The organism is Gammaproteobacteria bacterium, assembly GCA_009838035.1.
GTDB lineage: Bacteria > Pseudomonadota > Gammaproteobacteria > Steroidobacterales > Foliamicaceae > Foliamicus.
In genome coordinates this window covers 211,533-234,789 of sequence record VXSK01000003.1, presented here as the reverse complement: position 1 = coordinate 234,789, position 23,257 = coordinate 211,533, and the positions used below count along the sequence as shown (strand labels likewise).

Annotated in this window: 23 protein-coding genes; 13 read left to right on the top strand and 10 right to left on the bottom strand. The window is 65.1% G+C overall.

What is annotated here, in order from left to right; all coding sequences use genetic code 11:
• The first annotated feature begins 13 nt into the window (after window positions 1-13).
• Window positions 14-937: a nitronate monooxygenase gene (locus tag F4Y72_03700; GenBank protein ID MXZ27393.1), complete on the top strand. Its 924-nt coding sequence runs from the start codon at window positions 14-16 to the stop codon at window positions 935-937.
• Window positions 938-947: 10 nt separating this feature from the next.
• On the opposite strand, the gene F4Y72_03695 is transcribed toward F4Y72_03700, so the two are convergent.
• The 3 genes from F4Y72_03695 to F4Y72_03685 are packed head-to-tail and all read right to left on the bottom strand — an operon-like array spanning window position 948 to window position 5,135.
• Window positions 948-2,186, bottom strand: a complete 1,239-nt coding sequence (locus F4Y72_03695) for a hypothetical protein (protein MXZ27392.1) — start codon at window positions 2,184-2,186, stop codon at window positions 948-950.
• A 35-nt stretch (window positions 2,187-2,221) separates the two neighbouring features.
• Window positions 2,222-3,601, bottom strand: a complete 1,380-nt coding sequence (locus tag F4Y72_03690; protein ID MXZ27391.1) for an MFS transporter — start codon at window positions 3,599-3,601, stop codon at window positions 2,222-2,224.
• A gap of 13 nt (window positions 3,602-3,614) precedes the next feature.
• On the bottom strand, window positions 3,615-5,135 hold the full coding sequence (locus tag F4Y72_03685; GenBank protein ID MXZ27390.1) for a long-chain fatty acid--CoA ligase: 1,521 nt from the start codon (window positions 5,133-5,135) through the stop codon (window positions 3,615-3,617).
• A 99-nt stretch (window positions 5,136-5,234) separates the two neighbouring features.
• Here F4Y72_03685 and F4Y72_03680 point away from each other — a divergent pair, with 99 nt between their 5' ends.
• From F4Y72_03680 to F4Y72_03660, 5 genes are all read left to right on the top strand, one after another.
• Entirely contained in the window at window positions 5,235-6,731 is a 1,497-nt protein-coding gene (locus tag F4Y72_03680) for a UbiD family decarboxylase (GenBank protein MXZ27389.1), read from the top strand.
• A 17-nt stretch (window positions 6,732-6,748) separates the two neighbouring features.
• Window positions 6,749-7,156: a PaaI family thioesterase gene (locus F4Y72_03675; protein MXZ27388.1), complete on the top strand. Its 408-nt coding sequence runs from the start codon at window positions 6,749-6,751 to the stop codon at window positions 7,154-7,156.
• A gap of 24 nt (window positions 7,157-7,180) precedes the next feature.
• Window positions 7,181-8,041, top strand: a complete 861-nt coding sequence (nadC, locus tag F4Y72_03670; GenBank protein ID MXZ27387.1) for a carboxylating nicotinate-nucleotide diphosphorylase — start codon at window positions 7,181-7,183, stop codon at window positions 8,039-8,041.
• A gap of 84 nt (window positions 8,042-8,125) precedes the next feature.
• Window positions 8,126-8,554, top strand: coding sequence for an NfeD family protein (locus F4Y72_03665; protein ID MXZ27386.1), 429 nt, complete (start codon window positions 8,126-8,128; stop codon window positions 8,552-8,554).
• 32 nt (window positions 8,555-8,586) lie between these two features.
• A complete protein-coding gene (locus F4Y72_03660; GenBank protein MXZ27385.1) occupies window positions 8,587-9,531 on the top strand; it encodes a paraslipin in 945 nt (314 codons plus the stop codon).
• Between the two features lie 7 nt (window positions 9,532-9,538).
• Here the strand turns inward: F4Y72_03660 and F4Y72_03655 are convergent, their stop codons facing one another.
• Window positions 9,539-10,162, bottom strand: a complete 624-nt coding sequence (locus F4Y72_03655) for a hypothetical protein (protein MXZ27384.1) — start codon at window positions 10,160-10,162, stop codon at window positions 9,539-9,541.
• A 102-nt stretch (window positions 10,163-10,264) separates the two neighbouring features.
• Here F4Y72_03655 and F4Y72_03650 point away from each other — a divergent pair, with 102 nt between their 5' ends.
• Entirely contained in the window at window positions 10,265-10,675 is a 411-nt protein-coding gene (locus tag F4Y72_03650; GenBank protein ID MXZ27383.1) for a hypothetical protein, read from the top strand.
• A gap of 157 nt (window positions 10,676-10,832) precedes the next feature.
• Window positions 10,833-12,215, top strand: a complete 1,383-nt coding sequence (locus tag F4Y72_03645) for a DEAD/DEAH box helicase (GenBank protein ID MXZ27382.1) — start codon at window positions 10,833-10,835, stop codon at window positions 12,213-12,215.
• A 52-nt stretch (window positions 12,216-12,267) separates the two neighbouring features.
• On the opposite strand, the gene F4Y72_03640 is transcribed toward F4Y72_03645, so the two are convergent.
• Window positions 12,268-13,257 carry a sel1 repeat family protein gene (locus F4Y72_03640; protein ID MXZ27381.1) on the bottom strand — a complete coding sequence of 330 codons (990 nt, stop codon included), beginning with the start codon at window positions 13,255-13,257 and terminating at the stop codon, window positions 12,268-12,270.
• A 166-nt stretch (window positions 13,258-13,423) separates the two neighbouring features.
• Between F4Y72_03640 and grxD the strand changes: the two genes are divergently transcribed.
• On the top strand, window positions 13,424-13,744 hold the full coding sequence (gene grxD / locus F4Y72_03635; protein MXZ27380.1) for a Grx4 family monothiol glutaredoxin: 321 nt from the start codon (window positions 13,424-13,426) through the stop codon (window positions 13,742-13,744).
• Between the two features lie 9 nt (window positions 13,745-13,753).
• Here the strand turns inward: grxD and F4Y72_03630 are convergent, their stop codons facing one another.
• Complete coding sequence (locus tag F4Y72_03630) at window positions 13,754-14,377, bottom strand: ribonuclease T (protein MXZ27379.1); 624 nt, start codon at window positions 14,375-14,377, stop codon at window positions 13,754-13,756.
• 62 nt (window positions 14,378-14,439) lie between these two features.
• Here F4Y72_03630 and aceE point away from each other — a divergent pair, with 62 nt between their 5' ends.
• Genes aceE through lpdA form a run of 3 tightly spaced genes read left to right on the top strand, consistent with a single transcriptional unit; the run spans window position 14,440 to window position 19,905 of the window.
• Window positions 14,440-17,133 (top strand): pyruvate dehydrogenase (acetyl-transferring), homodimeric type, encoded by a 2,694-nt coding sequence (aceE, locus tag F4Y72_03625; protein ID MXZ27378.1) that lies wholly within the window; start codon window positions 14,440-14,442, stop codon window positions 17,131-17,133.
• A gap of 13 nt (window positions 17,134-17,146) precedes the next feature.
• Window positions 17,147-18,493: a biotin/lipoyl-binding protein gene (locus F4Y72_03620; GenBank protein MXZ27377.1), complete on the top strand. Its 1,347-nt coding sequence runs from the start codon at window positions 17,147-17,149 to the stop codon at window positions 18,491-18,493.
• Window positions 18,490-19,905: a dihydrolipoyl dehydrogenase gene (lpdA, locus tag F4Y72_03615; protein ID MXZ27376.1), complete on the top strand. Its 1,416-nt coding sequence runs from the start codon at window positions 18,490-18,492 to the stop codon at window positions 19,903-19,905. The genes F4Y72_03620 and lpdA overlap by 4 nt, the downstream gene beginning before the upstream one ends.
• Window positions 19,906-19,936: 31 nt before the next feature.
• Here lpdA and F4Y72_03610 read toward each other — a convergent pair whose 3' ends face one another.
• The 4 genes from F4Y72_03610 to F4Y72_03595 form a co-directional block, all read right to left on the bottom strand.
• Complete coding sequence (locus tag F4Y72_03610) at window positions 19,937-20,317, bottom strand: hypothetical protein (GenBank protein MXZ27375.1); 381 nt, start codon at window positions 20,315-20,317, stop codon at window positions 19,937-19,939.
• Window positions 20,304-20,840 carry an RNA polymerase sigma factor gene (locus tag F4Y72_03605; GenBank protein ID MXZ27374.1) on the bottom strand — a complete coding sequence of 179 codons (537 nt, stop codon included), beginning with the start codon at window positions 20,838-20,840 and terminating at the stop codon, window positions 20,304-20,306. The genes F4Y72_03610 and F4Y72_03605 overlap by 14 nt, the downstream gene beginning before the upstream one ends.
• Window positions 20,841-20,858: 18 nt before the next feature.
• Window positions 20,859-21,257, bottom strand: a complete 399-nt coding sequence (locus F4Y72_03600) for a hypothetical protein (GenBank protein MXZ27373.1) — start codon at window positions 21,255-21,257, stop codon at window positions 20,859-20,861.
• A 145-nt stretch (window positions 21,258-21,402) separates the two neighbouring features.
• Window positions 21,403-21,984: a DoxX family protein gene (locus tag F4Y72_03595; GenBank protein MXZ27372.1), complete on the bottom strand. Its 582-nt coding sequence runs from the start codon at window positions 21,982-21,984 to the stop codon at window positions 21,403-21,405.
• Between the two features lie 113 nt (window positions 21,985-22,097).
• On the opposite strand from F4Y72_03595, the gene F4Y72_03590 reads away from it, so the two are divergent.
• Complete coding sequence (locus F4Y72_03590) at window positions 22,098-23,162, top strand: NAD(P)/FAD-dependent oxidoreductase (GenBank protein ID MXZ27371.1); 1,065 nt, start codon at window positions 22,098-22,100, stop codon at window positions 23,160-23,162.
• The last annotated feature ends 95 nt before the right edge of the window (window positions 23,163-23,257 follow it).

Below are 23,257 nucleotides of genomic sequence, written 5' to 3'. Positions count from 1 at the left end.
GTTCGCCGCGCCCATGTTCCTCGTGTCGGGGCCCGATCTCGTGATCGAGGCCTGCCGGGGCGGCCTGATCGGCGCATTCCCCTCGCTCAACGCCCGTCCTCTCGAGACGCTGGAGGACTGGCTGAAGCGGATTTCGACGACGCTGGATGAAGAAGAGCGGGCCAGTCCCGGCACGACCGCTCCCTGGGCCGTGAACCTGATCGTTCATCGCACCAACAAGCGGCTGGCCGCCGACCTCGACCTCACGGTCAAATACCAGGCCCCGATGGTCATCAGCTCGCTGGGCAGCCCCAGGCTGGTGCGCGAGGAAGTGCATTCTTACGGCGGCTTGCTCTACTGCGACGTCAACAGCCTGTTCTACGCGCACAAGGCGGCCGACGCGGGCGTCGACGGCCTGATCCTGGTGGCCGCCGGCGCCGGCGGACATACGGGCATGATCACGCCGTTCGCGTTCGTGGCCGAGGTGCGCAAGTTCTTCGACGGCGCCATCGTGCTGGCCGGAGGAATCTCCTCGGGCGCCGACATTGCCGCGGCAATCGCGATGGGCGCGGATTTCGCCTACGTCGGAACCCGGTTCATCGCCGCGCGCGAAAGCCTGGCTTCGGACGGCTACAAGCAGATGCTCGTGGACAGCGGCGCCGACGACCTGGTGCTGACTCCCTACTTCACCGGCGTGCCGGCCAATTTCCTCAAGGCGAGCGTCGAGAAGGCCGGAATCGACCCGGAAGATCTGGGCAAGGCCAATCCGGAAATCCAGTTCAATAACGAGGAGAAGCGCGCAAATGCCTGGCGCGACATCTGGTCGGCGGGGCAGGGCGTGGGCTCGGTCGAGAGCGTTCTCACCACCGCCGAACTCGTCGCCGAACTCGAAGACGGCTACCGCGAGGCGGTGGACAGGTTACGGGCCACTGCCGCCGGGGCTTGTTCCGCGATGTAGTGGGTACGCCTTACGCGCCGAGAATTGCGAGGATTTCGTCGCTCCTGGCAATCCGTTCCCGGTAATAGGGGCGTGCCGCCTCGTCCAACTCTCGCCCGTACGAATCCACGCCGGCTTCCAGCGCCTTCGCCGTGCGGTCGCGCCGTTCGCGCACCATGTCCGCTGCCGTTTCGCCCTTGTGGTTGGTGGCGTCCAGGTCCAGATCGCGATCGACAAACAGGGACACGACATCGGCGTATCCGTAATTCGCCGCCCAATGCAGCATGTTCCAGCCGTTTTCGTCCGATTGCCGGGGATCCAGGCCGCGATCGAGAAATTCAGCGATCAAGGCGGGATCGTCAAGCAGCACAACGCTGCGGCCCAGAGCGTAGCGTTGGCTTGTGTTCGCTCCCGGGTCCGCGCCCGCTTCAAGTACGGCGCGAACGCAGCCGCCGTTCTCAAGCCGGTACGATCGGGCGATCGCCACGTACAGCGGTGATGCGCCGTCCGGGTCCGGCCGGTCCAGCGCCTCCGGATCGCCGGCCAATGCGGCAAGGAATTCGTCGCATCTGCCCAGGCCCACCAGGTCCCGCGTCGTTGGCTGCGCGCCATTGGCCAGGGCAAATTCGATCTGCTCGTCTTGCCGGTAATTCGGGCTGTTGAGGATCATCGACAGGGGTGTCTGGCCGTTCTCGAGCGGATCGGACATCAGGCCCGGAAAGGCTTCCATCGCCGACTCGAGGTCCTCGGTGCTCCGGGTCATGACGAAATGACGGCGAAACGAGTCTTCCTCCAGGAGTTGCAGCGAAACCTCCAGCGTGGATCGCCCTTCGATCAGGGCCTCGAGATATTGCACGTAGATTTCTCTCGGCTGCGGACTGACGATCCGGTCCTGCTCCTCGCCCTTGTTGAAGAACAGGATGTGCGGCACGCCGTTTACGCCGAGCCGCTGATAGATTTCCGGATCCTCGTCGATGTCCAGCTTGAAGACTTTCGCGCGCCCCGCCATTTCCGGGTACAGGCTCATTATGATCGGGTCCACGACCTTGCAGGGCACACACCAGGTCGCGGTGAAATCGACCAGCACCGGAATGTCCGACCGAAGGACCTCCTCATCGAAGGTTTCCGTGGTGACGTAGGTAACCACGGGACCCGGATCGGCGGATTGCGGATCGGCGGATTGCGGATCGACCGCAGTATCCATTTCCCCGCCCCCGCAGGCAGCCATGAAAAGCGGCAGGGCAAAGATCAGACTGTAGATTCGGTTCATTTCCTTATTCCTGGACCGTGTCTCGGGACTCGATACTACCCCGTGGGCCAGCGGGTGTGATGCAGGTCGATCACGTAGTCGTGCGTGTGGCGCAGCGGCTCGTGGCGGTGCGGATGACTGTGCGGCTCCTCGCCTTCGCCTCCCTCGTGAGCATGCTGGTGATGACGATCGTGGAAGTGCTTGTGGGTGTGCTCCACCGCCTCATGCTCGTGCAGGATTTCCTCGTGGTCCTGGCGCGGCCACAGCCGCGCGCCCGCCAGCGCCAGCGCGATGCAGATCAGTCCCAGGATAAGGCCGGCTGTCGATAGCCCCAGCGTGGTACCCAGCCAACCCGCCAGGGGATAGCCGACCAGCCACGCGCTATGGGAAAGAGAGAAGTGCGCGGAGAAATACGCCGGCAGGTCGGCCGGGCTGGAAGACCGGTTGATGACCCTTCCCGAAGGCGTATAGACCCAGGAACCGCCGGCGCCCATGATCGTCCACATCACCAGCACCGGGACCAGGCCGGGCGAAAGAATCATGAACAGCGCCGCGAATCCGGCCAGCAGCGCGCCGCGCGACATCAGCTGGCGGCTCTTGATGCGGCGCAGGATCAGCGGGGTGGTGAGGGCCGCGGCCATCGATCCGGCGCCGTAGGCCAGCATGGTCACGGCCACCAGGTAGTCGGCGCCGCCGAGTTCGGTGCGCACGTAATCGACGTTGTTCACCAGCACCGCGCCGCTGACCATGGCGGCGCCGAAGTAGAGCACCAGCAGCGCGCGCAGCCGCGGCGTGGCCATGTACGAACGCACGCCGAAGGTCACGTCGTCCAGCACTTTACCCGTGCGCTCGACTGGGGCGATCTTCGGCAGGCGGGTCACGACGATCAGCAGCGCCGAAATCAGGAAAGCGGCTGAATTCAGTTCGAACAGCAGCTCGAACCCGCTGCCGGCGGCCATGAGCACAATGGCGAGCATCATGCTGCCGACCGTTTCCAGATCGTAGGCCAGGCGGGTCCAGGAAAGCGCCCGCGTGTAGGTGGCCTGGTCCGGCAGCACGGTCGGAATGATCGCCTGGAACACCGGCTTGAACGCCGCCGACAGCGCCTGCACCGCGAAGATCAGCACGTAGATCTGCCATTCAGTGGTCACGAACGGCAGCAGCAGCACCAGCCCCGCCCGCAGCACGTCGCTGGTTACGAGGATGCCCTTGCGCGAGGTCCGATGCGCCAGCCCGCCGCAGATCGGCGCCAGGAACACGTAGGCGACCATCTTGATCGAAAGGGCCGTGGCCAGCACCGGCGCCGCCTGGCCGCCGGTCAGCCGGTAGGCCAGCAGTTGCAGGCCCACGGTACTCAGGCCCGTTCCGACCAGCGCGATGACCTGGGCCGCGAACAGCCGCCGGAAACCCGCGTAGCGGAACGGGTTGTCCCGCATCGGGAGGGATTCCTTACTCATCCCGCCCTCCGTAGAGGCGGCGCAGTTCCGTCTTCAGAAGCTTGCCCTGCGGACTGATCGGCAGCTCGTTCACGATCTTCACCTGCCTGGGAATCTTATAGCGGGCCAGGTGGTTCCGGCATTGCTCCAGCACCTCCTCTTCGGTCACCCGCATGCCCTTGCGCGGCAGCACCAGCGCCATGCCCACTTCGCCCCATTTCGGATCGGGCACGCCGATCACGCCCACCATGCTGACCGCCGGCATCCGTACGACCACGTTCTCGATCTCCACCGGGTAGATGTTCTCGCCGCCGGATATGAACATGTCCTTGAGCCGGTCCACGATCGTGAGAATGCCTTCTTCGTCCATGCGGGCCGCGTCGCCGGTGCGGAACCAGCCGTTCACCCGCGACGCGGCCGTGAGTTCCGGGTCGCGCCAGTATCCGGGCGTAACGCCCGGGCCCCGCAATTGGATCTCGCCCACCTCGCCGCGCGGCAGCTCACGGCCTTCGCCGTCCCCGACCTGCACCTGCACGTGCATCATCGCGTGGCCCGCCGAGCCCAGCATTTCGCGGGCGCGGTGCGGCGGGGTCATCGTTACGCTGAAACACTCCGTCAGCCCGTAGGATTGCGCCAGGGCCACGCCCTTGGCTTCCCAGGTGCGCAGCAGTTGCATGGACGCGGGGGCGCTGCCAACGCCCAGGCAAGCCAGCGCCGGGAATTCCGCGCTTTCGAATTCCGGCAGCTCGCTCATCATCAGGTAATGCGTGGGCACGCCGATGCAGTGGGTAATGCCCATTTCGGCGTCCGTCAGGTAGCCGAGGCACTTGCGTGCGTCCCAGCGTGGCATGACGTTCACACAGCCGCCGTAGTGGAACAGCGACGTGCCCGCCGCGTTCAATCCGGCCGTATGGAACATCGGGGCGTACGTGAGGCTTACCGAATCCCGCGACAGGCCCGCGTGCAGTGCGCCGCACAGCACGGTGTTGCGGACCATGCGGTAGTTGTACATGACCCCCTTGGGCCTTCCGGTGGTGCCGGAGGTGTACAGCAGGCAGTTCAGGTCGTCGCCGCTGAGCTGCGGCATGACCGCTTCCGGCTCGTGACCGGCAATCAGCCGCTCGTGGTCCGAGCCGCGGCCCTCGCGGCGGATAAGCAGCGCCCCCTCATTCCAGCCCTCGGCCAGCGGCGCGTATTCCTCGTCGCAGAACACGGCCTTCGGCTCGCCGTGCGAAAGAAGCTCCGCGATCTCCACCGGGTGCAGCCGCCAGTTCAGCGGCATGAACAGCGCGCCCAGTTTCCAGCAGGCGAACATGAGTTCGTAGAAGTCGGTGCTGTTGGCGGCGATGATGGCCACCCGGTCGCCCTTTCCGACGCCGTGCCCGGCAGCCAGCCCCGTGGCCAGGCGCGTGCTTCGTTCGTTGAACTCGTCGTAGGTGAATCGACGGCCCGTGCCGAGATCCACGCAGGCGAGGGAGTCGGCGTTGTAGCGGGCGTGGTAGGCCAGCCAGTCGTAGACCCTGTCGCTGCTCAATTGGCGCTCCGCATGCGCTGGCCGGTCCCTGCCCGTGGAAAGAAACCGTAAATTGCATTAGGCTGCGCGTTTACGCAAGTGCCGGCGGGAGGTTTGTTCATGGCATACGAGGATTTTCGGGCATTTCTTGATCTGCTGGAGGAGCGCGACGACCTGCGCCGCATCAAGGAACCGCTTTCGGTGGGGCTGAACGAGTCCGATCTGCAGCCGCTTATGGCGCTTCTGCACAGCGGCCCCAATCGTGCCCTGATCCTGGAGAACCTGACCGGCTACAACACGCCGGACGTGCCCGTCGCGTTCAATCCGTACGGCTCGCGCGAGCGCACCGCGCTGTGCATCGACGAGGAGGACGTGCTCGAAGCCAAGCGCAAGCTGGCGCGCGTGCTAGCCGACCCAGCAAGCTGGCACAAGCCGGTGATGGTCGATCGGGATGACGCTCCGTGCAAGGAGGTCGTGATTCCCGAAAACGAGGTGTCCCTGGGCAAGCAGATTCCGCACGTCTGGTTCGGAAAGGAGGGGCCTGGCTACATCACCAACGGCATCGCGATCACCAAGGACCCCGAAACCGGCGCCCGCAACGTGGGCTGGTACCGCCATACCCAGCTCTGGAACGCCCAGCATCCGGCCGGCGGCGAGTATTCGCAGCACAACCAGGACCGCTGCCTGGCGGTGTTCGTCTATTGGAACCCGCCGATGAATCACGGCGGCCTACACCTGGCCAAGGCCATTGCCGCGGGCAAGACCCTGGAAATCGCGATTGCCTGCAACTGCGACCCGGCGCTGCACCTCGCGTCCGCCACCGGCCTGCCGTTCGGCCAGGACGAGTACGACTTCGCCGGCGGCCTGCGCGGCGCGCCGCTCGATCTCGTGAAATGCGACACGGTGGACATCGAAGTTCCCGCCACCGCCGAATACGTGCTGGAGGGCGAGTTCCTGCCCGGCCAGCAGGAGCAGATCGGCTGGCACTCCAACCCGCTGGGCTACTACGACGCGGTGCAGGTGTTTCCGCTGATGCAGGTCAACCACATCACCCACCGCAAGAACCCGATCTGGCACTCGACGATGGAGATGGTGCCTCCGTTCGATCACAACTACCTGGCGCTGCTGCCGGTGGAGGGCGAAGTCCTGAGCGACCTGGGGCGCAAGATTCCCGAGGTCAAGGACGTGGTCGTCACGCCCAACATGACCTATATCGTGCAGCTCGCCGTGGACGGCGCCACCAAGCCGCATCCGGAGTTCGGCAAGTACGTGCTGCACGCCGTCTGGGGCGCGGCCGGCCGCTGGGGACGCACGGCCAAGCTGGTGATTGTGGTGGGACCGGACGTCAATCCCTACGACCTGGCTTCGGTGGAGTGGGCGATCATGACGCGGGTGCAGCCCGTATCGGACATCATCATGAATCCGTCCGGCCAGGCTTTCGTGCTGGACCCCTCGGCGCCTAAGTCGGCCCAGGGCGTGCCGGTGCAGTCCGAGCAGATGGGCATCGACGCCACGGTGAAGATTCCCGAGCGCTTTACCGAGTACCCGGAAGTCAGCCAGGCCGATCCCGCGGACGTGGCGGCGCTGGCCAAGCGCCTGGGCGACGCGCTGGATTAGGGCCAGCGGGTTCCAGCATGGCGGAGCCGGTCGACCTCTCGAAACTTCCGCGGCTGACCAGCCGCGACGCAGTCGGCGGCGAACTGGTCTCGGTGGACGCCGAGGCGGGCGTCGTAACCGCGTGCTACCGGCCACCGCGGGAGTTTGCCAACCCGATCGGTTCGCTGCAGGGCGGCTATGCGCTCGCGATGCTCGACGACGTGAGCGGCTCAACGACCTGGTTCGGTGGCGGCGGGCGCCCGTTCACGACGGCGCAGATTTCCGCCAACTTCCTCAAGGCCGTGCCGATGGGTGAACCGCTGCTGGGGGAGGGCCGGGTCGTGCACAACGGTCGCCGCCAGTCCGTGGTCGAGGCGGAGCTCAGGCGCGAGAAGGATGGCGCCGTGCTGGTCCGGGCCACGGTGACGAACGTATTCCTGGAATAGGGTGAGGCTAGCGCCCTTGAGTTGATGGGGAAGCCGGAAAAACCCGCCGCGCCCGCGGAAACGGTGCGCGAGGACGTGCGCCGGGCGCTGCGCGAGGACGTGGGCGCCGGCGACGTGTCGGCCGGGTTGCTGCCCGCGGATGCTCATGCCGCGGCGGTGGTCGTCGCGCGCGAGGAGTGCGTGCTGTGCGGTCGGGGCTGGTTCGACGAGGTGTTCCGCGCCTGCGACGAGCGGATCTCGATCCGCTGGCGGGTTGCCGAGGGCGGCACGACCACGGCGGACGAGCCCGTCTGCGAGCTGGAGGGACCGGTGCGAGGACTGCTGAGCGGCGAACGCTCGGCCCTGAACTTCCTGCAACTGCTGTCGGCCGTGGCGACCCAGGCGCGCGCCATGGTGGAGGCGCTGGAGGGCTTCCGCACGGTCCTGCTGGACACCCGCAAGACGCTGCCCGGCCTGCGCCAGGCGCAGAAATACGCGGTGCGCGTGGGCGGCGCAAGCAATCACCGCATGGGCCTGTACGACGCGGTCCTGCTCAAGGAGAACCACATTGCCGCCGCGGGAGGCGTGCGCCAGGCGCTCGAGGCGGCTCACGAGCGCGGCGGCGATCTGCCGGTCACTGTAGAAGTGCAGGACCTGGATGAGTTGGGCGAGGCGCTGGACGCCGGTGCGAGTTGGATAATGCTGGACAACTTCTCCGTGGATCAAATGGCCGAGGCCGTCGGGGAACGCGATCGCCGTGGATTGGAAGTGATACTGGAAGCTTCGGGCGGAATCGGGCCGGACAACGTCGCCGAAGTCGCCGCCTCCGGCGTTGACCGTATCTCCTGCGGCGCGTTGACCAAGAACGTCCGGGCCTGCGATTTCTCCATGCGGATCACGGCCTGACCCGGGACACACTGTATCGCCCGGCTACGGACGCCGGATTCCTATAAAATCGATCGCCAGTCCTGCGTCTTCAAGGTTTCCTGTATGTCCTGGTGGTTGTGGATCGTTTTCGGAGTGGTGCTGCTGGTGGCCGAGGTCACCGTGGACGCGGCGTTCTGGCTGCTTTTCATCGGATTGAGCGCCGTCCTGGTGGGCCTCCTTGGCTTGTTCGGCCTGACCGGCGACCTCGTGACGCAATGGCTGCTGTTCGGCGGTCTCTCGCTTGTGCTGCTTTATTTCTTCCGTGGCCGTTTGCGGGCCGCCGCGATGCGCCGCAAGGGCGCGTCCGTCGACGCGGTGGTCGGGGAAGACGCCATTGCCGTATCGTCCATTGCCGCGGGCGCCCACGGCAAGGCAATGCTGCGCGGCGCCGAGTGGGATGCCCGCAACGTCGGTTCCGCGGAAATACCCCAGGGCGCGCGAGTGCGCGTGGCGCGCGTTAACCAACTGGTTCTTGAACTGACGCAGGACTAGCTTCGGTTTACTGATTTTTCGAGCACGGATTTATGGAAACAACAACGATTTTCGGCCTGATCGTGGCCGGCGCCCTGGCCATTCTGATCATCGTGGTCATCGCCAAGACCGCTGTGGTGGTGCCGCAGCAGTCCGCCTATGTGGTGGAGACGCTCGGGCGCTACAGCAACACCATGCGGGCCGGATTCCACATTCTCGTGCCGTTCATTCAACGAGTGGCCTACAAGCACACGCTAAAGGAGCAGGCGGCCGATATTCCCGAGCAGATCTGCATTACCCGCGACAATGTGCAGGTGGGCGTGGACGGCGTTCTGTACCTTCAGGTTCTTGATGCCAAGGACGCCTCCTACGGCATTACCGACTACCTGTTCGCCATTTCGCAACTGGCCCAGACCACCCTGCGAAGCGAGGTCGGAAAACTCGATCTGGACCGCACGTTCGAGGAACGGGCCTCCATCAATTCATCGGTCGTTTCGGAACTGGACAAGGCCACCAGCGCCTGGGGCATCAAGGTTCTCCGATACGAGATCAAGAACATCAATCCGCCCAGGGACGTGCTCGCCGCAATGGAGAAGCAGATGCGCGCCGAGCGTGAGAAGCGCGCCGTGGTGCTGACGTCCGAGGGCGAGCGCGATGCGCAGATCAATAACGCCGAGGGCGACAAGCAGCGCGTCATCAAGGAGTCGGAGGCGGCCAAGCAGAAGCAGATCAACGAGGCCGAGGGAGAGGCGGAAGCGATCCTGGCGGTCGCCACCGCCACCGCTGAGGGTTTGCGGCGAGTGGCTGAGGCGGTCAATGCGGAGGGCGGCGAGAGCGCCATGCGCCTGCGCGTGGCCGAGCAGTACGTGGAGCAGTTCGGACGGCTGGGTCAGGAGGGCAATACGTTCATCGTGCCCGCCGACATGGGCAACATGGCCTCGATGTTCACGCTCGCAACCGCCATCCTCAAGGGCAGCGGCAAACAGCCCGAAAATTAGCCGTTTTTTAGAACATCATTCCGTGGCCGGCGCCTACCATGCTGGCCAGCATCGGAATCGAAAGAAGCGTGTTGGTGCGCGAGAACACGAAAGCCGTCCTGCGCGCCTTGTTGATTTCCTCGGCGCTGGCTTCCACCATGCCGAGCACCTTCTTCTGGTTGGGCCAGATGACCATCCAGACGTTGAACAGCATGATCGAGCCCAGCCAGGCGCCGACGCCGAGTGTCAGCCCGTACATGGCGTCCCCTCCGCCCGGCACCAGGCCGAGAGTAAACACGTTGATCGTGTTTTGCGTGTGCAGCAGGAAGGTAAACCCGGCCAGCCAGGTGACCAGCGCGGCCCAGCGGAACCACCACAGCGCGCGGGGCGCGACATAGCGGGTAATGGCTGCGCCACTCGGACCCTCGTCGTCCGAAGCCGCGTCCGAAAGTGCCTGGACCTGTACGAAATTGAAGTAGTAGAGCAGGCCGATCCAGGTAATGCCGGCAAACACGTGCAGCCAGATCAGGAAAGCATTGACTGCGTCGACCCCGCCCATCGAACTGCCGGTGCCGGCCGCGATGGCCATGATGATGAGCGAGAGTACGAGGCCGCCTACGAGCGTGCCTGTAAGGGTATTCAATGGGTTCATAACGTCCCCTCTACGTTAAATTCCGGAGCGCCGATTGTGCCACAAACGGTTTACCGGTAAATTTCCTCGACTCGGATTCTTGTCGAAAAGGGGCAGCGCATCGTGAGCAACATTCAACGCATTCTCGGGGCGTATTCCGTGGCCATGGCCGCCGTCGTCGGCGTGTTGTTCTTCATGACTCCCGTCTATGACGACGGCAGCACCGGCTATCCCACCTGGGTGGTCGTCAACTGGTTCATGGCCCCGGCCGTGCTGATCGCCCTGGCCGCGAGTTTCTCGTGGAAGCTGGGGCTCGGCAAGGGCGGAACAGGCGAAGGCGATCTCAGGCGTTCCATCGAAGTGAACGCGCTCTTCTACAGCGCGCTGGTGCTGGCCCTGTGGTATCTCTCGAACTGGTTCGGCGACATGGTCGGCCGGGAAGTGCCGCTGCTCTGGTCCTTCATCGATCCCCTTTACGTGGCCGTGACCGGCGCCTGCGGCGTGCGCCTCTGGCGCTCCGGTGGTTTCGGGTAACAACAAGAGCCTCGTAATCTGTCATAATGCGCCCGCGAACGCGCAGATTAGCCGCGCCATGTTTTCTCGCAGCAGGTGACTGAATCGGTCCTCCCCTGCATTTCCCCGCGCTGAACACCTGTCTCATCTCATTCCTGGACCGAGGAGTCCTACCCTCATGCCTTTTCAACCCCGCTCGACCCGCAGGTCTTCCGGCCGCGGGTCGAAACGCCGGCCGTCCGGCCGCAAGCAGCGCTTCGATGTCGTGTGCACCAACTGCGATACCGCAACCGTCGTCCCGTTTCGGCCCAAGCCAGGCCGGCCGGTGTACTGCCGTCCCTGCTTTGATGACATTCGTGCCGGCAAGTCCGCGGGCAATGACTCGCCTGCTGACGACTTGCCTGCCTCGATCCATCCATCCGCCGGCCAGGCCGCCGACGTCGCGACCGCATTTCCCGGCATCGAGCTGAAGCCCGCCAGCCGGGCGGCGATTGCCGCCATGGGTATCGTCGAGCCGACACCCATTCAGGAGCGGTGCATTCCCCAACTGCTGGCGGGCCGAGACGTGATCGGCCAGGCGCGCACCGGATCCGGCAAGACGCTGGCGTTTGCCGTGCCCATGGCGGAATGTTGCGATTCCTCCGTTCGCAAGGTGCAGGCACTGGTGCTCGCGCCCACCCGCGAATTGGCGATCCAGGTGGCTTCGGTTACCGAGGCGCTGGCTTCGGAGCAAGGGCTCAAGGTAACGCTGTTGTACGGCGGCCGGTCGGCGCGCGCGCAGCAGGCCCGGTTGCGCCGCGGCCCGCAGATCGTCATTGGAACGCCGGGCCGCACGCTGGACCATCTTCGGCAAGGTGTGCTGGATCTTCGATCGGTGCGATTCCTCGTGCTCGACGAAGCCGACGAGATGCTGGACAAGGGGTTCGCACCGGATGTCGAAGCCATCCTGCGCCGAACCTCTGCCGACCGGACCACCGCGCTGTTTTCCGCAACCGTTCCGGCATGGGTAGCGAAAACGGCCAAAAAACACCAGCGCGACCCGGTCATCGTGGCGGTGGACGCCGACGTCAAATCACTGCCCTCCGTGCAGCACCTGGTCTATACGATCAAGAAGGGCGACAAGCCCCAGGCGCTTCAAACGCTGCTGAACCAGCGCGACGGCGAGCCGGTAATCGTCTTCGGCAGGACCAAGCACGGCGTCAGGAAGCTGGCGCGCCAGCTCGATGCGCTGGGCTATCCCGTGGGAGCGCTGCAAGGCAATCTCAGTCAAAACGCGCGCGAGCGTGTGATGACGGCGTTCCGTTCCGGCGCCACGCCGATCCTGGTGGCAACCAATGTCGCTGCGCGCGGCCTGGATGTGAAAGGCGTTGATCAGGTCATCAACTACGACCTGCCGGAATCGCAGCAGTATTTCACCCACCGGGTCGGGCGCACGGGCCGCATGGGCCGCGCCGGGGAGGCGGTGACATTCATCACGCCGGATGAAGAATCGAAATGGCGGGAGATCGAACGCGGCCTCGGCCGCCGGTTCACGCGCAAGCCGTGGCGCAAGGCAGCGTAAATCGGGTCTTGAGTCGTCGGGCTGCAGAGCCTGACGGGATGCACACGGAAGTCTATCGGGACGGGTAGAGACGCTGCGCTAGCGTGGCGCTCAGCTCTCGCGCTTCCTCAAGCTGGCTGGAACTCATGACGTCAATCAAGTCGTTCACACATTGCACAGCGGGCCGAACGCCCTGCGCGGCGGCCAGGCTGCACCACGCGTAGGCCCGTACATAGTCCAGCGGCACACCCTCGCCGCTTGCGTAGCTGGCGCCTAGATTGAGTTGTCCGCCGCGATTGCCTTGTTCGGCGGCTTTGCGGTACCACTTCACGGCTTCGGATCTGTCCTGGGGCACGCCGTTGCCCATGCTGTACATGTAACCAAGATTGTTCTGGGCATCCGCATTACCCTGTTCAGCGGCCTTGCGATACCAGCCCGCTGCCTCTACCAGGTTTTTTGGCACACCGGAGCCGGTGGCGTACATGAAGCCCAGGCCGTTTTGGCCCCGGCTGTCCCCCTGCTCGGCGGCCTTGCGAAACCAATGGACTGCCTGGGCGTCGTCTTCCGGAATTCCCTCGCCTATGTCGTACTTCAGGCCAAGCCGGTATTGCGCAAAGGGATCGCCTTGTTCAGCCGCCTTGCGAAACCACTCAATTGCCTTTGCATCGTTTTTGGGCAAGCCGCTGCCGTTTGCGCATATGAGGGCGAGGTTGATCTGCGAATAGACAACCCCTTGCTCGGCAGCTTTGTTAAGCCAGTTGACCGCCTCGTCGATGTCTGCCGCCACGCCCTGGCCGTTGAAGTACATAACGCCCAATTTATTCTGGGCTTCGGCATGTCCCTGTTCGGCAGCCAGCCGATACCATTTCGCGGCTTCGGCGCCGTCGGCGGCTACCCCTTCGCCGTTGGCGTATTGGACTCCCAATTGAAACTGAGCCTCGGCGTCTCCCTGCTCGGCATCGCGCCGGACTTCCGTCAGTTCTGGTGATTCCTGTGCGACGAGCGCATCAGACACAAGCAGCCAGCCGAGCGCGAAAAATAGAATGTGCTTCCTCGATTCCATTTCGGCTATCCGATGAATGCTGGAAGTGTAACAAAGGACCGCATCTTTCCGTTTTCTGCGAGACGCTGCATGACGTTGCCTGCACTGAAGCCGGAACCGCGAGACCAAGCGCGGTGCGGCGGGTGGCCTATAATTGCCGGATCATTTTGATTACGATTCCAAGGCCATGCAGGACAAGCAGTTAGAGCAGCGAATCAGCAAGCAGATCGAGGAATTTCCGCTGTTGCTGTACATGAAGGGGTCGCCGGATTTTCCCCAGTGCGGGTTTTCGGCGCAGGTCGTGGCGGCGTTGCGCCAGTGCGGCAAGCGTTTCGCCTACGTGGACATTCTGCAGGATCAGGACCTGCGCCAGGGTCTGAAGGAATACTCGAACTGGCCCACATTTCCGCAGTTGTACGTGCAGGGCGAATTGGTGGGCGGCGCCGACATCGTCACGCAGATGGCTCGCACCGGCGAGCTGCGGGAACTGGTTCAGGACCTGGACTAGGCGCGTCGCCTAGCGTAGCGCCGGGTTGGACTGCTCGTTGATCCGGTTGACGGCCTTACAGAACAATTGCGCGCAGCACTGGGCATCGTAGAGAGCGGAATGGGCGCGTTCCTCGTTCCAGTCCAGGCCGGCGGCCCGGGCAGCCAGACTCATGACGGTCTGGCCGAACATCGCTCCGCCCAGCGTGCAGGTGTCGAACACGCTGAACCGGTGAAACGGGTTGCGCTTGATGCCGCTGCGCCTGATCGCCGCGTTTAGAACGGACAGGTCGAAATGCGCGTTATGACCCACGAGTATGGCGCGTGAACAGCCCGTGGCCTTCAGTTCCCGGCGCACGACGCGGAACACGCGCCGCAGGGCTTCGCGCTCCGGCACGGCGGGCCGCAAGGGGTGGTTCGGCTTGATGCGGTTGATACGCAGCGCCTCTTCGTCGATTTCGGCGCCCTCGAAGGGCAGCACGTGCAGCCAGACGTGTTCGGACGGCGCAAGCTGGCCGTCGTCGCCCACCGTGAACAGCACCGCGGAGATTTCCAGCAACGCGTGCGCTTCAGGGTCGATGCCGCTGGTCTCGACATCCACCGCGACCGGCATGAAGCCGCGAAAACGATCTTTCAGGTTCCAGGGAGCTTGCATGGGAAACGCCGTTAAAGGCCGAATCAACTACACGAAAACATTATTCTTGTCGGCCTGATTGTATGCCAGACGACCCCGTACAGCGCGCCAATCCCTTCCACGACAGCGACCCGCTGGAGACCCGCGAGTGGCTGGAATCGATCGATTCCGTCCTGCGCGAGCATGGTCCCGAGCGCGCGGCCTTTCTCCTCAGACGAATCACCGACCGCGCCCACCGTTCGGGTGCGCACATGGCCTATGCCGCCAACACCGCCTACCTCAACACGATCGACCAGGCCGACCAGCCCGAATACCCGGGCGACGTGGCGCTGGAGCGCCGGATAGAGAACTACATCCGCTGGAACGCCATGGCGATGGTCGTGCACGCCAACCGCAAGAGCTCCGAGTTCGGCGGGCACATCGCCACCTACGCGTCGGCGGCGACGCTATACGAAGTGGGCTTCAACCATTTCTGGCGCGCGCCGACGAAGGAGAATCGCGGCGACCTCGTGTATTTCCAGGGGCACTCCTCGCCCGGCATCTATGCGCGGGCCTTTCTGGAAGGCCGGTTGACCCACAAACAGCTCGCCCGCTTCCGCCAGGAGGTGGGCGGCGGCGGCCTTTCGTCGTACCCGCATCCCTGGCTGATGTCGGACTTCTGGCAGTTCCCGACCGTGTCCATGGGCCTGGGCGCGATGATGGCGATCTTCCAGGCGCGCTTCATGCGCTACCTGGAGCACCGCGGCCTGGCCGAGATGGGCGACCGCCGCGTGTGGTGCATGCTGGGCGACGGCGAAATGGACGAACCCGAGTCGCTGGGCGCGATCACGGTGCCTGTGCGCGAGGGCCTGGACAACCTGATCTTCGTCGTGAACTGCAACCTGCAGCGGCTCGACGGGCCGGTGCGCGGCAACGGCAAGATCATCCAGGAGCTGGAAGCGGCCTTCCTTGGCGCCGGCTGGAACGTGATCAAGTCGATCTGGGGGTCGCGCTGGGACCCGCTCCTGTCCCGCGACCACAACGGCCTGCTGCGCCGGCGCATGGAAGAGTGCGTGGACGGCGAGTACCAGAACTGCAAGGCCCTGGGGGGCGAATACACGCGCGAGAAATTCTTCGGCGCGATCGATGGCCTTAAGGACCTGGTGGGACACATGTCCACCGAGGACATCGAGCTCCTGAACCGCGGCGGCCACGACCGCCTGAAGATCTTCGCCGCCTACGAGCGCGCCATCCAGCAAAAGGGGCGGCCGACGGTGATCCTGGCCAAGACCGTGAAGGGTTTCGGCATGGGCGAGGGCGGCGAAAGCCGTATGACCGCTCACCAGGCCAAGAAGCTGGACCTTGACGCGCTGCGCGAGTTCCGCGACCGCTTCAATATCCCGGTCACCGACGAGCAGCTCAAGAGCACCAGGATTCCTTTCCGGATGCCGGAAGAGGACAGCGAGGAAATACGCTACCTGAAGGAGCGCCGCCGGCGGCTGGGCGGGTTCATGCCGCAGCGGGTGACCAAGGCGGCGCGCCTGAAGGCCCCGGCGCTGAGCAAGTTCAAGTCGATCACCGGCGGTTCCGGCACGCGCTCGATCTCCACCACGATGGCGCTGGTCCGGCTCCTGCAGATGCTCACGCGCGACAAGACCATCGGCAAGCACGTCGTACCCATCGTGCCCGACGAGGCCCGCACCTTCGGCATGGAGGGCATGTTCAAGCAGCTCGGTATCTATTCGTCGGTGGGCCAGCTCTATACGCCGCAGGATTCGGAGCAACTGATGGCCTACCGCGAGGACATCAAGGGTCAGATCCTGGAGGAGGGCATCAACGAGGCCGGTTCGTTCTGCTCCTGGCTGGCGGCCGGCACCTCGTATTCGACCCATGGCCTGCCGATGATCCCGTTCTACATCTTCTACTCGATGTTCGGCTTCCAGCGGATCGGCGACTTCATCTGGGCCGGCGGCGATTCGCAGGCGCGCGGCTTTTTGATCGGCGGCACGTCGGGGCGCACGACGCTGGCCGGCGAGGGCCTGCAGCACCAGGACGGCCACAGCCACCTGGCGGCCTCCACGGTGCCGAACTGCCTCAGTTACGACCCGGCCTATGCCTACGAATTGGCCGTGATCGTCCAGGACGGGCTGCGGCGCATGTTCGAGAAGCAGGAGAACGTCTTCTACTACATCACCACGATGAACGACAACTACCGCCAGCCGCCGATGCGCCGGGACATGCGCGAAGGCATTCTCAAGGGGATCTACCGGCTGCCGGGCGACGGGGAGGGCGCCGAAGACGCCGAGCGGGTGCAGTTGTTCGGATCGGGCGCGATTCTCAACGAGACGGTCGGCGCGGCGAACCTGCTGCGCACGGAATACGGCGTCGAGGCGGACGTCTGGTCGGTCACCAGCTACAACCAGTTGCGCCGCGACGGCATGGCCTGCGAGCGCTACAACCGCATGAATCCCGGCGAGGAGCCGCGCCGCGCGTACCTGGCCGAAGCGCTGGGCGACGCCACGGGGCCCTTCATCGCGGCCAGCGACTACATGGCGGCGCTGCCGGATTCGATACGGCAATGGGTGCCGGGCACGTTCATTACGCTGGGCACCGACGGCTTCGGGCGCAGCGACGGCCGCTCGGCGCTTCGGAATCACTTCGAGGTGGATGCGCGCTACATCGCGGCGGCGGCGCTCTCGGCGCTGGCCGCGGAAGAGCGGATCGATCCGGGCAAGGTGTCCGAAGCGATGCGGAAATGGGAAATCGATCCCGCCAAGGCCGATCCCGTCACGCTCTGATTTCCCCGGAATCATGCCCGAAGTTACCCAAGTTCGCGTGCCCGGCCTGGGCGAGTTCACCGATGTGGAAGTCGTGGAAATCACCGTGGCCGCCGGCGAGGAGGTCGCCGCCAACGACCCGCTGATCACGCTGGAAACGGAAAAGGCGGCCATGGACGTGCCCGCGCCGTTCGACGGGCGCGTGGTCAGCCTGAAGGTGGGGGTGGGCGACAAGGTCAACGAGGGCGACGTGATCGCCGAGCTGGAAGGCGAGGCCCCGGCGTCGGCGGGACCGGACGAATCCGCGCCGGCGGCAGCGGATGCGCCCTCCGCTCCCGCGCAGGGCGCCGCGCCTTCCGCGCCGCAGGCCACGGTTGCGCCGTCCGCGCCCGCGGCGGCCCAGCAGCTTCCTTCCACGCCCGGGACCCTGCCGCCCATCGACGAGGAAGGCTTCTCCCGGGCGCACGCCTCGCCGGCGGTGCGCAAATTCGCGCGCGAGCTGGGCGTGAACCTGGCCGCGGTCACGGGATCGGGCGTCAAGGGCCGAATCCGCAAGGCCGATGTCAAGGCCTGGGTCAAGCTGGCGCTGGAGCGCGGCGCGCCCGGCGCCGGATTGCCGGAGGTCCCGGAAGTCGATTTTTCCGCGCACGGAGAGATCGAAGTGGTCCCGCTGGGCCGGGTCCAGAAGATTTCGGGGCCGCGGCTCTGGGCGAGCTGGGTCAACGTCCCGCACGTGACCCAGCACGACGAGGCCGACATCACCGACGTCGAGGCGAGGCGCAAGGCTCTGAAGGCCGAACTGGCCGCCGACGGCGTGCGCCTGACGCTGCTGGCCTTCGTGGCGCGCGCCACCGTGCTGTGCCTGAAGGAGTTCCCCACGGTGAACGCTTCGCTCACCGATGCCGGCGCGGCGCTGGCGCTCAAGAAGTTCGTGCACCTGGGCTTCGCCGCCGACACCGAGCGCGGCCTGCTGGTTCCGGTCATCCGCGACGCCGACAGGCTCGATATCGCCGGTCTGGCGCGGGCCTTCCAGGAGCTGTCCGGCAAGGCCCGTGACGGCAAGCTGGCGCCGGACGAGATGCAGGGCGGCTCGTTCACGATCTCGAGCCTGGGCGGCATCGGCGGCACTGCGTTCACGCCGATCATCAATGCGCCGGAAGTGGCGATCCTGGGCGTATCGCGTGCCCGCATGATGCCCGTTTTCGGCGATGTCGGGTTCCGGCCGCGGCTGATGGCGCCGTTGTCGCTGTCCTACGACCACCGCGTGATCGACGGGGCCACGGCGGTGCGCTTCACGACCCGCCTGTGCGCCCTGCTGGCCGACGCGGACCGGCTGCTCGCGCCCGTTGACGACGAAGGCGAAGCGGAGAGCGGCGAGTGAAGACGCAACTGGCGGTGCTCGGCTCCGGCCCCGGAGGTTACACGGCGGCTTTTCGGGCCGCCGATCTGGGTATGGAAGTCACGCTCGTCGAGCGCTATCCCACGCTGGGCGGCGTGTGCCTGAACGTCGGCTGCATTCCGTCGAAGGCGCTGCTGCATTTGGCGCGGGTCATGGACGAGGCCGAGCATGTCGCGGAAGCGGGCATCCGCTATGCCGCGCCGACGCTGGAGCCGGCCGAGACGCGCGCCTGGGTCGAGGGCGTGGTGGGCCGTCTGACCGGCGGGCTGTCCGGCATGGCCAAGAAGCGCAAGGTGACCGTGCTCGAAGGCACGGGGCGGTTCGCGGGCCCCAATGAGTTGGCCGTGGAAACGGCTGCCGGCGTCGAAACGCTGGAATTCGAGCAATGCATCATCGCCGCCGGATCGCAAAGCCGCCCGCTGCCCAACCTGCCCGACGATCCGCGGATCATGGATTCGACCGACGCGCTGCTGCTGGACGACATTCCGAAACGCCTGCTGGTGATCGGCGGCGGCATCATCGGCCTGGAAATGGCCACCGTTTACGCGGCGCTGGGCAGCGAGATTACGGTGGTCGAGGCGCTGGACCGGCTGATGCCGGGACCGGACGCCGACCTGCTCAAGCCGCTGGAGCGGCGCATCCGCAAGCAGTACGCGGCCATCCATACGGGCGTAATGGTGGCGTCGGCCGAGGCCACGGCCAGGGGAATCGCTGTGACGTTCGAGGGTGAAAAGGCCCCCGAGCCGGACGTTTTCAACCGGGTGCTGGTGTCCGTGGGACGCGTTCCCAACGGCGCCAGGATCGATGCGGAGAAAGCCGGCGTGACCGTGAACGAGCACGGTTTCATCCCGGCGGACAAGCAGCTTCGCACCAACCAGCCGCACATCTTCGCGATCGGCGACATCATCGGGCACCCGATGCTCGCCCACAAGGCCACCCACGAAGGCAAGGTTGCGGCCGAAGCCGCGTCCGGAATGAAAGTCGCGTTCGATGCCCGCGTGGTGCCGTCCGTCGCCTACACCGACCCGGAAGTCGCCTGGGTGGGACTGACCGAAGCCGAGGCGAAAGAGCAGGGCGTGGACTACGGCAAGGGCGTGTTCCCCTGGGCCGCCAGCGGCCGCGCCATCTCCATGCAGCGCTCGGAAGGCATGACCAAGCTGCTGTTCGACGCTTCAGACGGCCGCATCATCGGAGGCGGCATTGTCGGCGTGAACGCCGGCGACCTGATATCGGAGGTGGCCCACGCGATCGAAATGGGCGCCGAAGCCGAAGACCTGGCGCTGACCATCCACCCGCACCCCACGCTGTCCGAATCCGTCGGCATGGCCGCCGAGGCCTACCTCGGCACCATCACCGACCTCTACCTCCCTCGCCGCGCACCGAAGAAGGCTTAGCCAAGCCCTGCGGTCGTGGGCGGTGTGTGGGCTAGTCGGCCAGCCAGCGAAGCAGTGGAAAAATGGCAACCGCAAGCGCGGCGCCCGTCAGGAAGGTGATCGAGCGAACGGCGGTGTTCAGAAAATCGCCGGTCAGGGTGACGGCCTGATCCATCCGGCCGCCCAGGCCGTCCAGCAGATTCGGGGCCACGCCGCTCCATGCGGTCAGCAGTTCCCACAATGCCGGCAGGGCGAACACACAGGCAATGAGCGCGGCGCTTCCCAGCACCCACCACCGCATCCGCTCGCGGCGGTGGATCTGCTTCATGACTCCAGCCACGAATTGTTCGTCCGATTCCGGCGGTGTTTCGGCTGTGGAGAACAGCGCCGCCATTTCGCGGTCAATCTCTCTGCCGGTGTCAGGCTCGTTCATCAAGTCTCTCCCTTACTTTCCGGTTGCCGCGCTGGATCAGTGACTTTACCGTGCCCAGCGCCAGGCCGGTCAACTCGCTCACCTCGCCGTGCGAGTAACCGTAAGCATAATTCAGGACAACGACCGCACGCTCGCGCTCCGAGAGTATCGAGAGCACGCGCTCCAGTTCGATGGCGTGTTCGGGCTGTGTTCCGGGCGCCATGTTCCCGTGCACGTCCTGCTCCGTCGCCAGCCGCTCCGCCAGCCGTTGCCGTTTCTGCGCCCGGCGCCGGCTTTGCAGGAACTCGTTGTAGGCGATTCTCATGAGCCAGGAGGAGAAGCGTGCCGTGTCCTTGAGATCGCCGAGTCGCGTCCAGGCGCGCACGAACGCTTCCTGCGCCAGATCGTCCGCCTCGGCATGATCGCCGCACAGATGGCCCAGCCAGCCCCGCACCTTGCCTTGATGCCGTGCGACCAGTTCGCCGTACGCCGCGTGGTCGCCGGCCCGCGCCCGCAGCACACACTGCCGGTCGCTTTCCTGCATGACACGCTCCGCGCAGGCTTACTGGTTGTGGCGCGTCCGCAATATCCACAAGAAAGTCAACGCCGATCCGATCAGAAACGGAATGGACCCGATACCTAACAGAGGCCTCGCGGCGTCTTCTTCTCCGACAAGGAAGCCAAAGGCCGCGATGCCCAAGCCCACCGCGATCAGGACGACGCCGCGGCGCAGGTCCTGGTCCTTCTTGGGCTTGGGCTCGTTTTTTGGGCTGCTGATCGTCTCAAGGAACTCCGTAGGCAGTTCCTGGCCCTTTTCGATCGCTATCCGGATCGTTTCCTGCACTTCGCGTCGCCTGCGATACCTGAAGTAGGTAACGAACCCAACGATCCCGCCGGCCAATAGAAAGGGCATTGTGACCGAAAAAATCGGAATCATCAGGGCTAGGGTTGCCTCATTCATAAGAATCTCCCGGGTTCTTGAGCGTTCATAGAGTAGAGATGCTATTACGGTCGCGTTTGGATGCGCGGAATTCGGACGGACCGCTTCCTGCGCAGGTAACGTGAGGGCGGGACACCGCGAGGAGCATGCCCTCGCTCCCAGGAGGTTATTGTCCGCGGCGGCGCCAGGCCTGGGCGATGTAGTGGTCGAGGCTGACGTGGCGGCCGCCGCCCAGGTAGAACAGGGCCAGCAGCATCACGAAGTAGGTCACGCCCAGCACGACGCCGTTGTTCAGGATGACGATGCTGCCGAATTCCGTAAACCAGCCTCTGTCGTCGTGCAGAACCTCACCCTGCTCGCGCAGGATGCGCCGCGCCTCGCTCAGCCGTTCGCGCGCGGCATCGATGTCCTCGCCGGGGAAGGGGCTGCGCGGGTCCGCCGTGATCTGCCAGCCGTTCTGCCAGTGCACGGTGGTCACGGCGATGGTCATCACGAACATCAGCGGGATGCACGCAAGGCGCGTGGCCAGCCCCAGCAGGAGCGCGACCGCGCCGACGACTTCAGTCGCACAGGCCAGAAACGCCATCAGTTCGGGCAGGGGATAACCCAGCCGGTCGAAATACCGCGCAGTAAATTCCAACCCCCGTTCCGGGTGCCACTTATTGGTTCCGGCCACCCAGAACACGGGCACCAGGTACAAACGGATCGCCAGCGGCGCCAGCCAGTCCACGGCGTGCAGGCGCTTCATCCCGCCGCATCCGAACCGGACAATCGAGTCAAGCCAATTATTCATGGCCCGGCAGAATATCACGCGCCCGGGGGTGCGTTGCACAGAGAGTGTCAAGGGGGTGTAATCCGCGCGTGGATTATGACGTGGTAGTTGTCGGCGCCGGGTTTGCGGGGCTGGCGTGTGCGAGGGAGCTGGCCGGGCAGGGTCTGGAGGTCCTCGTGCTGGAGAAGAAGCGGCAGGCGGGGCAGCACATTCACACGACCGGCATTCTGGTCAAGGAGGCGCAGGACGAATGGGCGGCGCCCGAGCGCCTGGTCCGGGAGATCAGGCGGGTGCGGGTGTATGGGCCGAGCCTGCGCTCGGCGGCGGTCGAGCGCGACGACTATTTCTTCCTGGCGACGGATACGGCGGGACTGCTGGGATGGCTGCAGGACGAAACGGCAGATTCCGGAGTCGAAATCCGCGTCGGCGAGGCCTTCAGCGGCGCCAGGCGGGAACGGGGGCATTGGGTTCTTGACGAGTCGGGGACGACATGCCGGTTCCTGGTGGGCGCCGACGGCGCTCGCTCGCCGGTCGCGAAGCTCATGGGGCTGGACCGAAACACGCGCTACCTGAAGGGGGTGGAATACGCGTACGAACCTCTGGAGGAGGCCGAGTTGAGCCTGCACTGCTTTGTCGATCCCGAGTTCGCTCCCGGCTACATCGGGTGGGTGCTGCCGGGCGTCGGCGTGACGCAGGTCGGGCTGGCGTGCCACTCCTCGCATACGGTCGATCTGCGCGGTTTCATCCGGCGCATCGATTCCCTGTTCGGCTTGTCGAAACGCAGGGTCCTGGAGAAGCGGGGCGGGATCATTCCGATCGGGGGCCTGCTGCGCAACTTCTACGCCGAGGGCGTCATGCTGCTCGGCGACGCGGCCGGCATGGTGTCGCCGCTGACTGCCGGCGGAATTCACCGCGCCTATCGCTACGGGCGGCTGGCGGGCGCTGCCATTGCTTGCCACCTGTCCGAAGACGGCCCTGATCCGGGGGAAGCAATCCAGAGGCTCTATCCGCGCCGCCGCTGGCAGCACGCGGCACGCTGGGCGTTCGATCATTTGTCTTCGGGTGCCGTAATCGAGGCGGTGTTGCGCACACCGCGGATATTCCGGCGGATCGCGGGCAAGATCTTTTTCGACCGCATGAACTGGCCCGAATGAATGACACAGGCCGATTTTCCGCCCGTACAGCTATCGATATATTAGCGAACGAAGATAATAATATTATGTATTGATATACTTATAGATCACTATAG

What these genes read in the sequence shown, in the direction of transcription:
- F4Y72_03695 (MXZ27392.1), bottom strand. Translation starts at nt 2,186, where the DNA reads ATGAACCGAATCTACAGTCTGATCTTTGCCCTGCCGCTTTTCATGGCT.
- F4Y72_03675 (MXZ27388.1), top strand. Translation starts at nt 6,749, where the DNA reads ATGGCGGAGCCGGTCGACCTCTCGAAACTTCCGCGGCTGACCAGCCGC.
- F4Y72_03660 (MXZ27385.1), top strand. Translation starts at nt 8,587, where the DNA reads ATGGAAACAACAACGATTTTCGGCCTGATCGTGGCCGGCGCCCTGGCC.
- F4Y72_03690 (MXZ27391.1), bottom strand. Translation starts at nt 3,601, where the DNA reads ATGCGGGACAACCCGTTCCGCTACGCGGGTTTCCGGCGGCTGTTCGCG.
- F4Y72_03640 (MXZ27381.1), bottom strand. Translation starts at nt 13,257, where the DNA reads ATGGAATCGAGGAAGCACATTCTATTTTTCGCGCTCGGCTGGCTGCTT.
- F4Y72_03595 (MXZ27372.1), bottom strand. Translation starts at nt 21,984, where the DNA reads ATGAAGCGCCTGCACGCCGTGGACTGGCTGGCGCCGCTGGCGATCCGT.
- F4Y72_03630 (MXZ27379.1), bottom strand. Translation starts at nt 14,377, where the DNA reads ATGCAAGCTCCCTGGAACCTGAAAGATCGTTTTCGCGGCTTCATGCCG.
- grxD (MXZ27380.1), top strand. Translation starts at nt 13,424, where the DNA reads ATGCAGGACAAGCAGTTAGAGCAGCGAATCAGCAAGCAGATCGAGGAA.
- F4Y72_03700 (MXZ27393.1), top strand. Translation starts at nt 14, where the DNA reads ATGTTCCTCGTGTCGGGGCCCGATCTCGTGATCGAGGCCTGCCGGGGC.
- F4Y72_03605 (MXZ27374.1), bottom strand. Translation starts at nt 20,840, where the DNA reads ATGCAGGAAAGCGACCGGCAGTGTGTGCTGCGGGCGCGGGCCGGCGAC.
- F4Y72_03680 (MXZ27389.1), top strand. Translation starts at nt 5,235, where the DNA reads ATGGCATACGAGGATTTTCGGGCATTTCTTGATCTGCTGGAGGAGCGC.
- F4Y72_03665 (MXZ27386.1), top strand. Translation starts at nt 8,126, where the DNA reads ATGTCCTGGTGGTTGTGGATCGTTTTCGGAGTGGTGCTGCTGGTGGCC.
- F4Y72_03610 (MXZ27375.1), bottom strand. Translation starts at nt 20,317, where the DNA reads ATGAACGAGCCTGACACCGGCAGAGAGATTGACCGCGAAATGGCGGCG.
- F4Y72_03620 (MXZ27377.1), top strand. Translation starts at nt 17,147, where the DNA reads ATGCCCGAAGTTACCCAAGTTCGCGTGCCCGGCCTGGGCGAGTTCACC.
- F4Y72_03645 (MXZ27382.1), top strand. Translation starts at nt 10,833, where the DNA reads ATGCCTTTTCAACCCCGCTCGACCCGCAGGTCTTCCGGCCGCGGGTCG.
- F4Y72_03655 (MXZ27384.1), bottom strand. Translation starts at nt 10,162, where the DNA reads ATGAACCCATTGAATACCCTTACAGGCACGCTCGTAGGCGGCCTCGTA.
- nadC (MXZ27387.1), top strand. Translation starts at nt 7,181, where the DNA reads ATGGGGAAGCCGGAAAAACCCGCCGCGCCCGCGGAAACGGTGCGCGAG.
- aceE (MXZ27378.1), top strand. Translation starts at nt 14,440, where the DNA reads ATGCCAGACGACCCCGTACAGCGCGCCAATCCCTTCCACGACAGCGAC.
- F4Y72_03600 (MXZ27373.1), bottom strand. Translation starts at nt 21,257, where the DNA reads ATGAATGAGGCAACCCTAGCCCTGATGATTCCGATTTTTTCGGTCACA.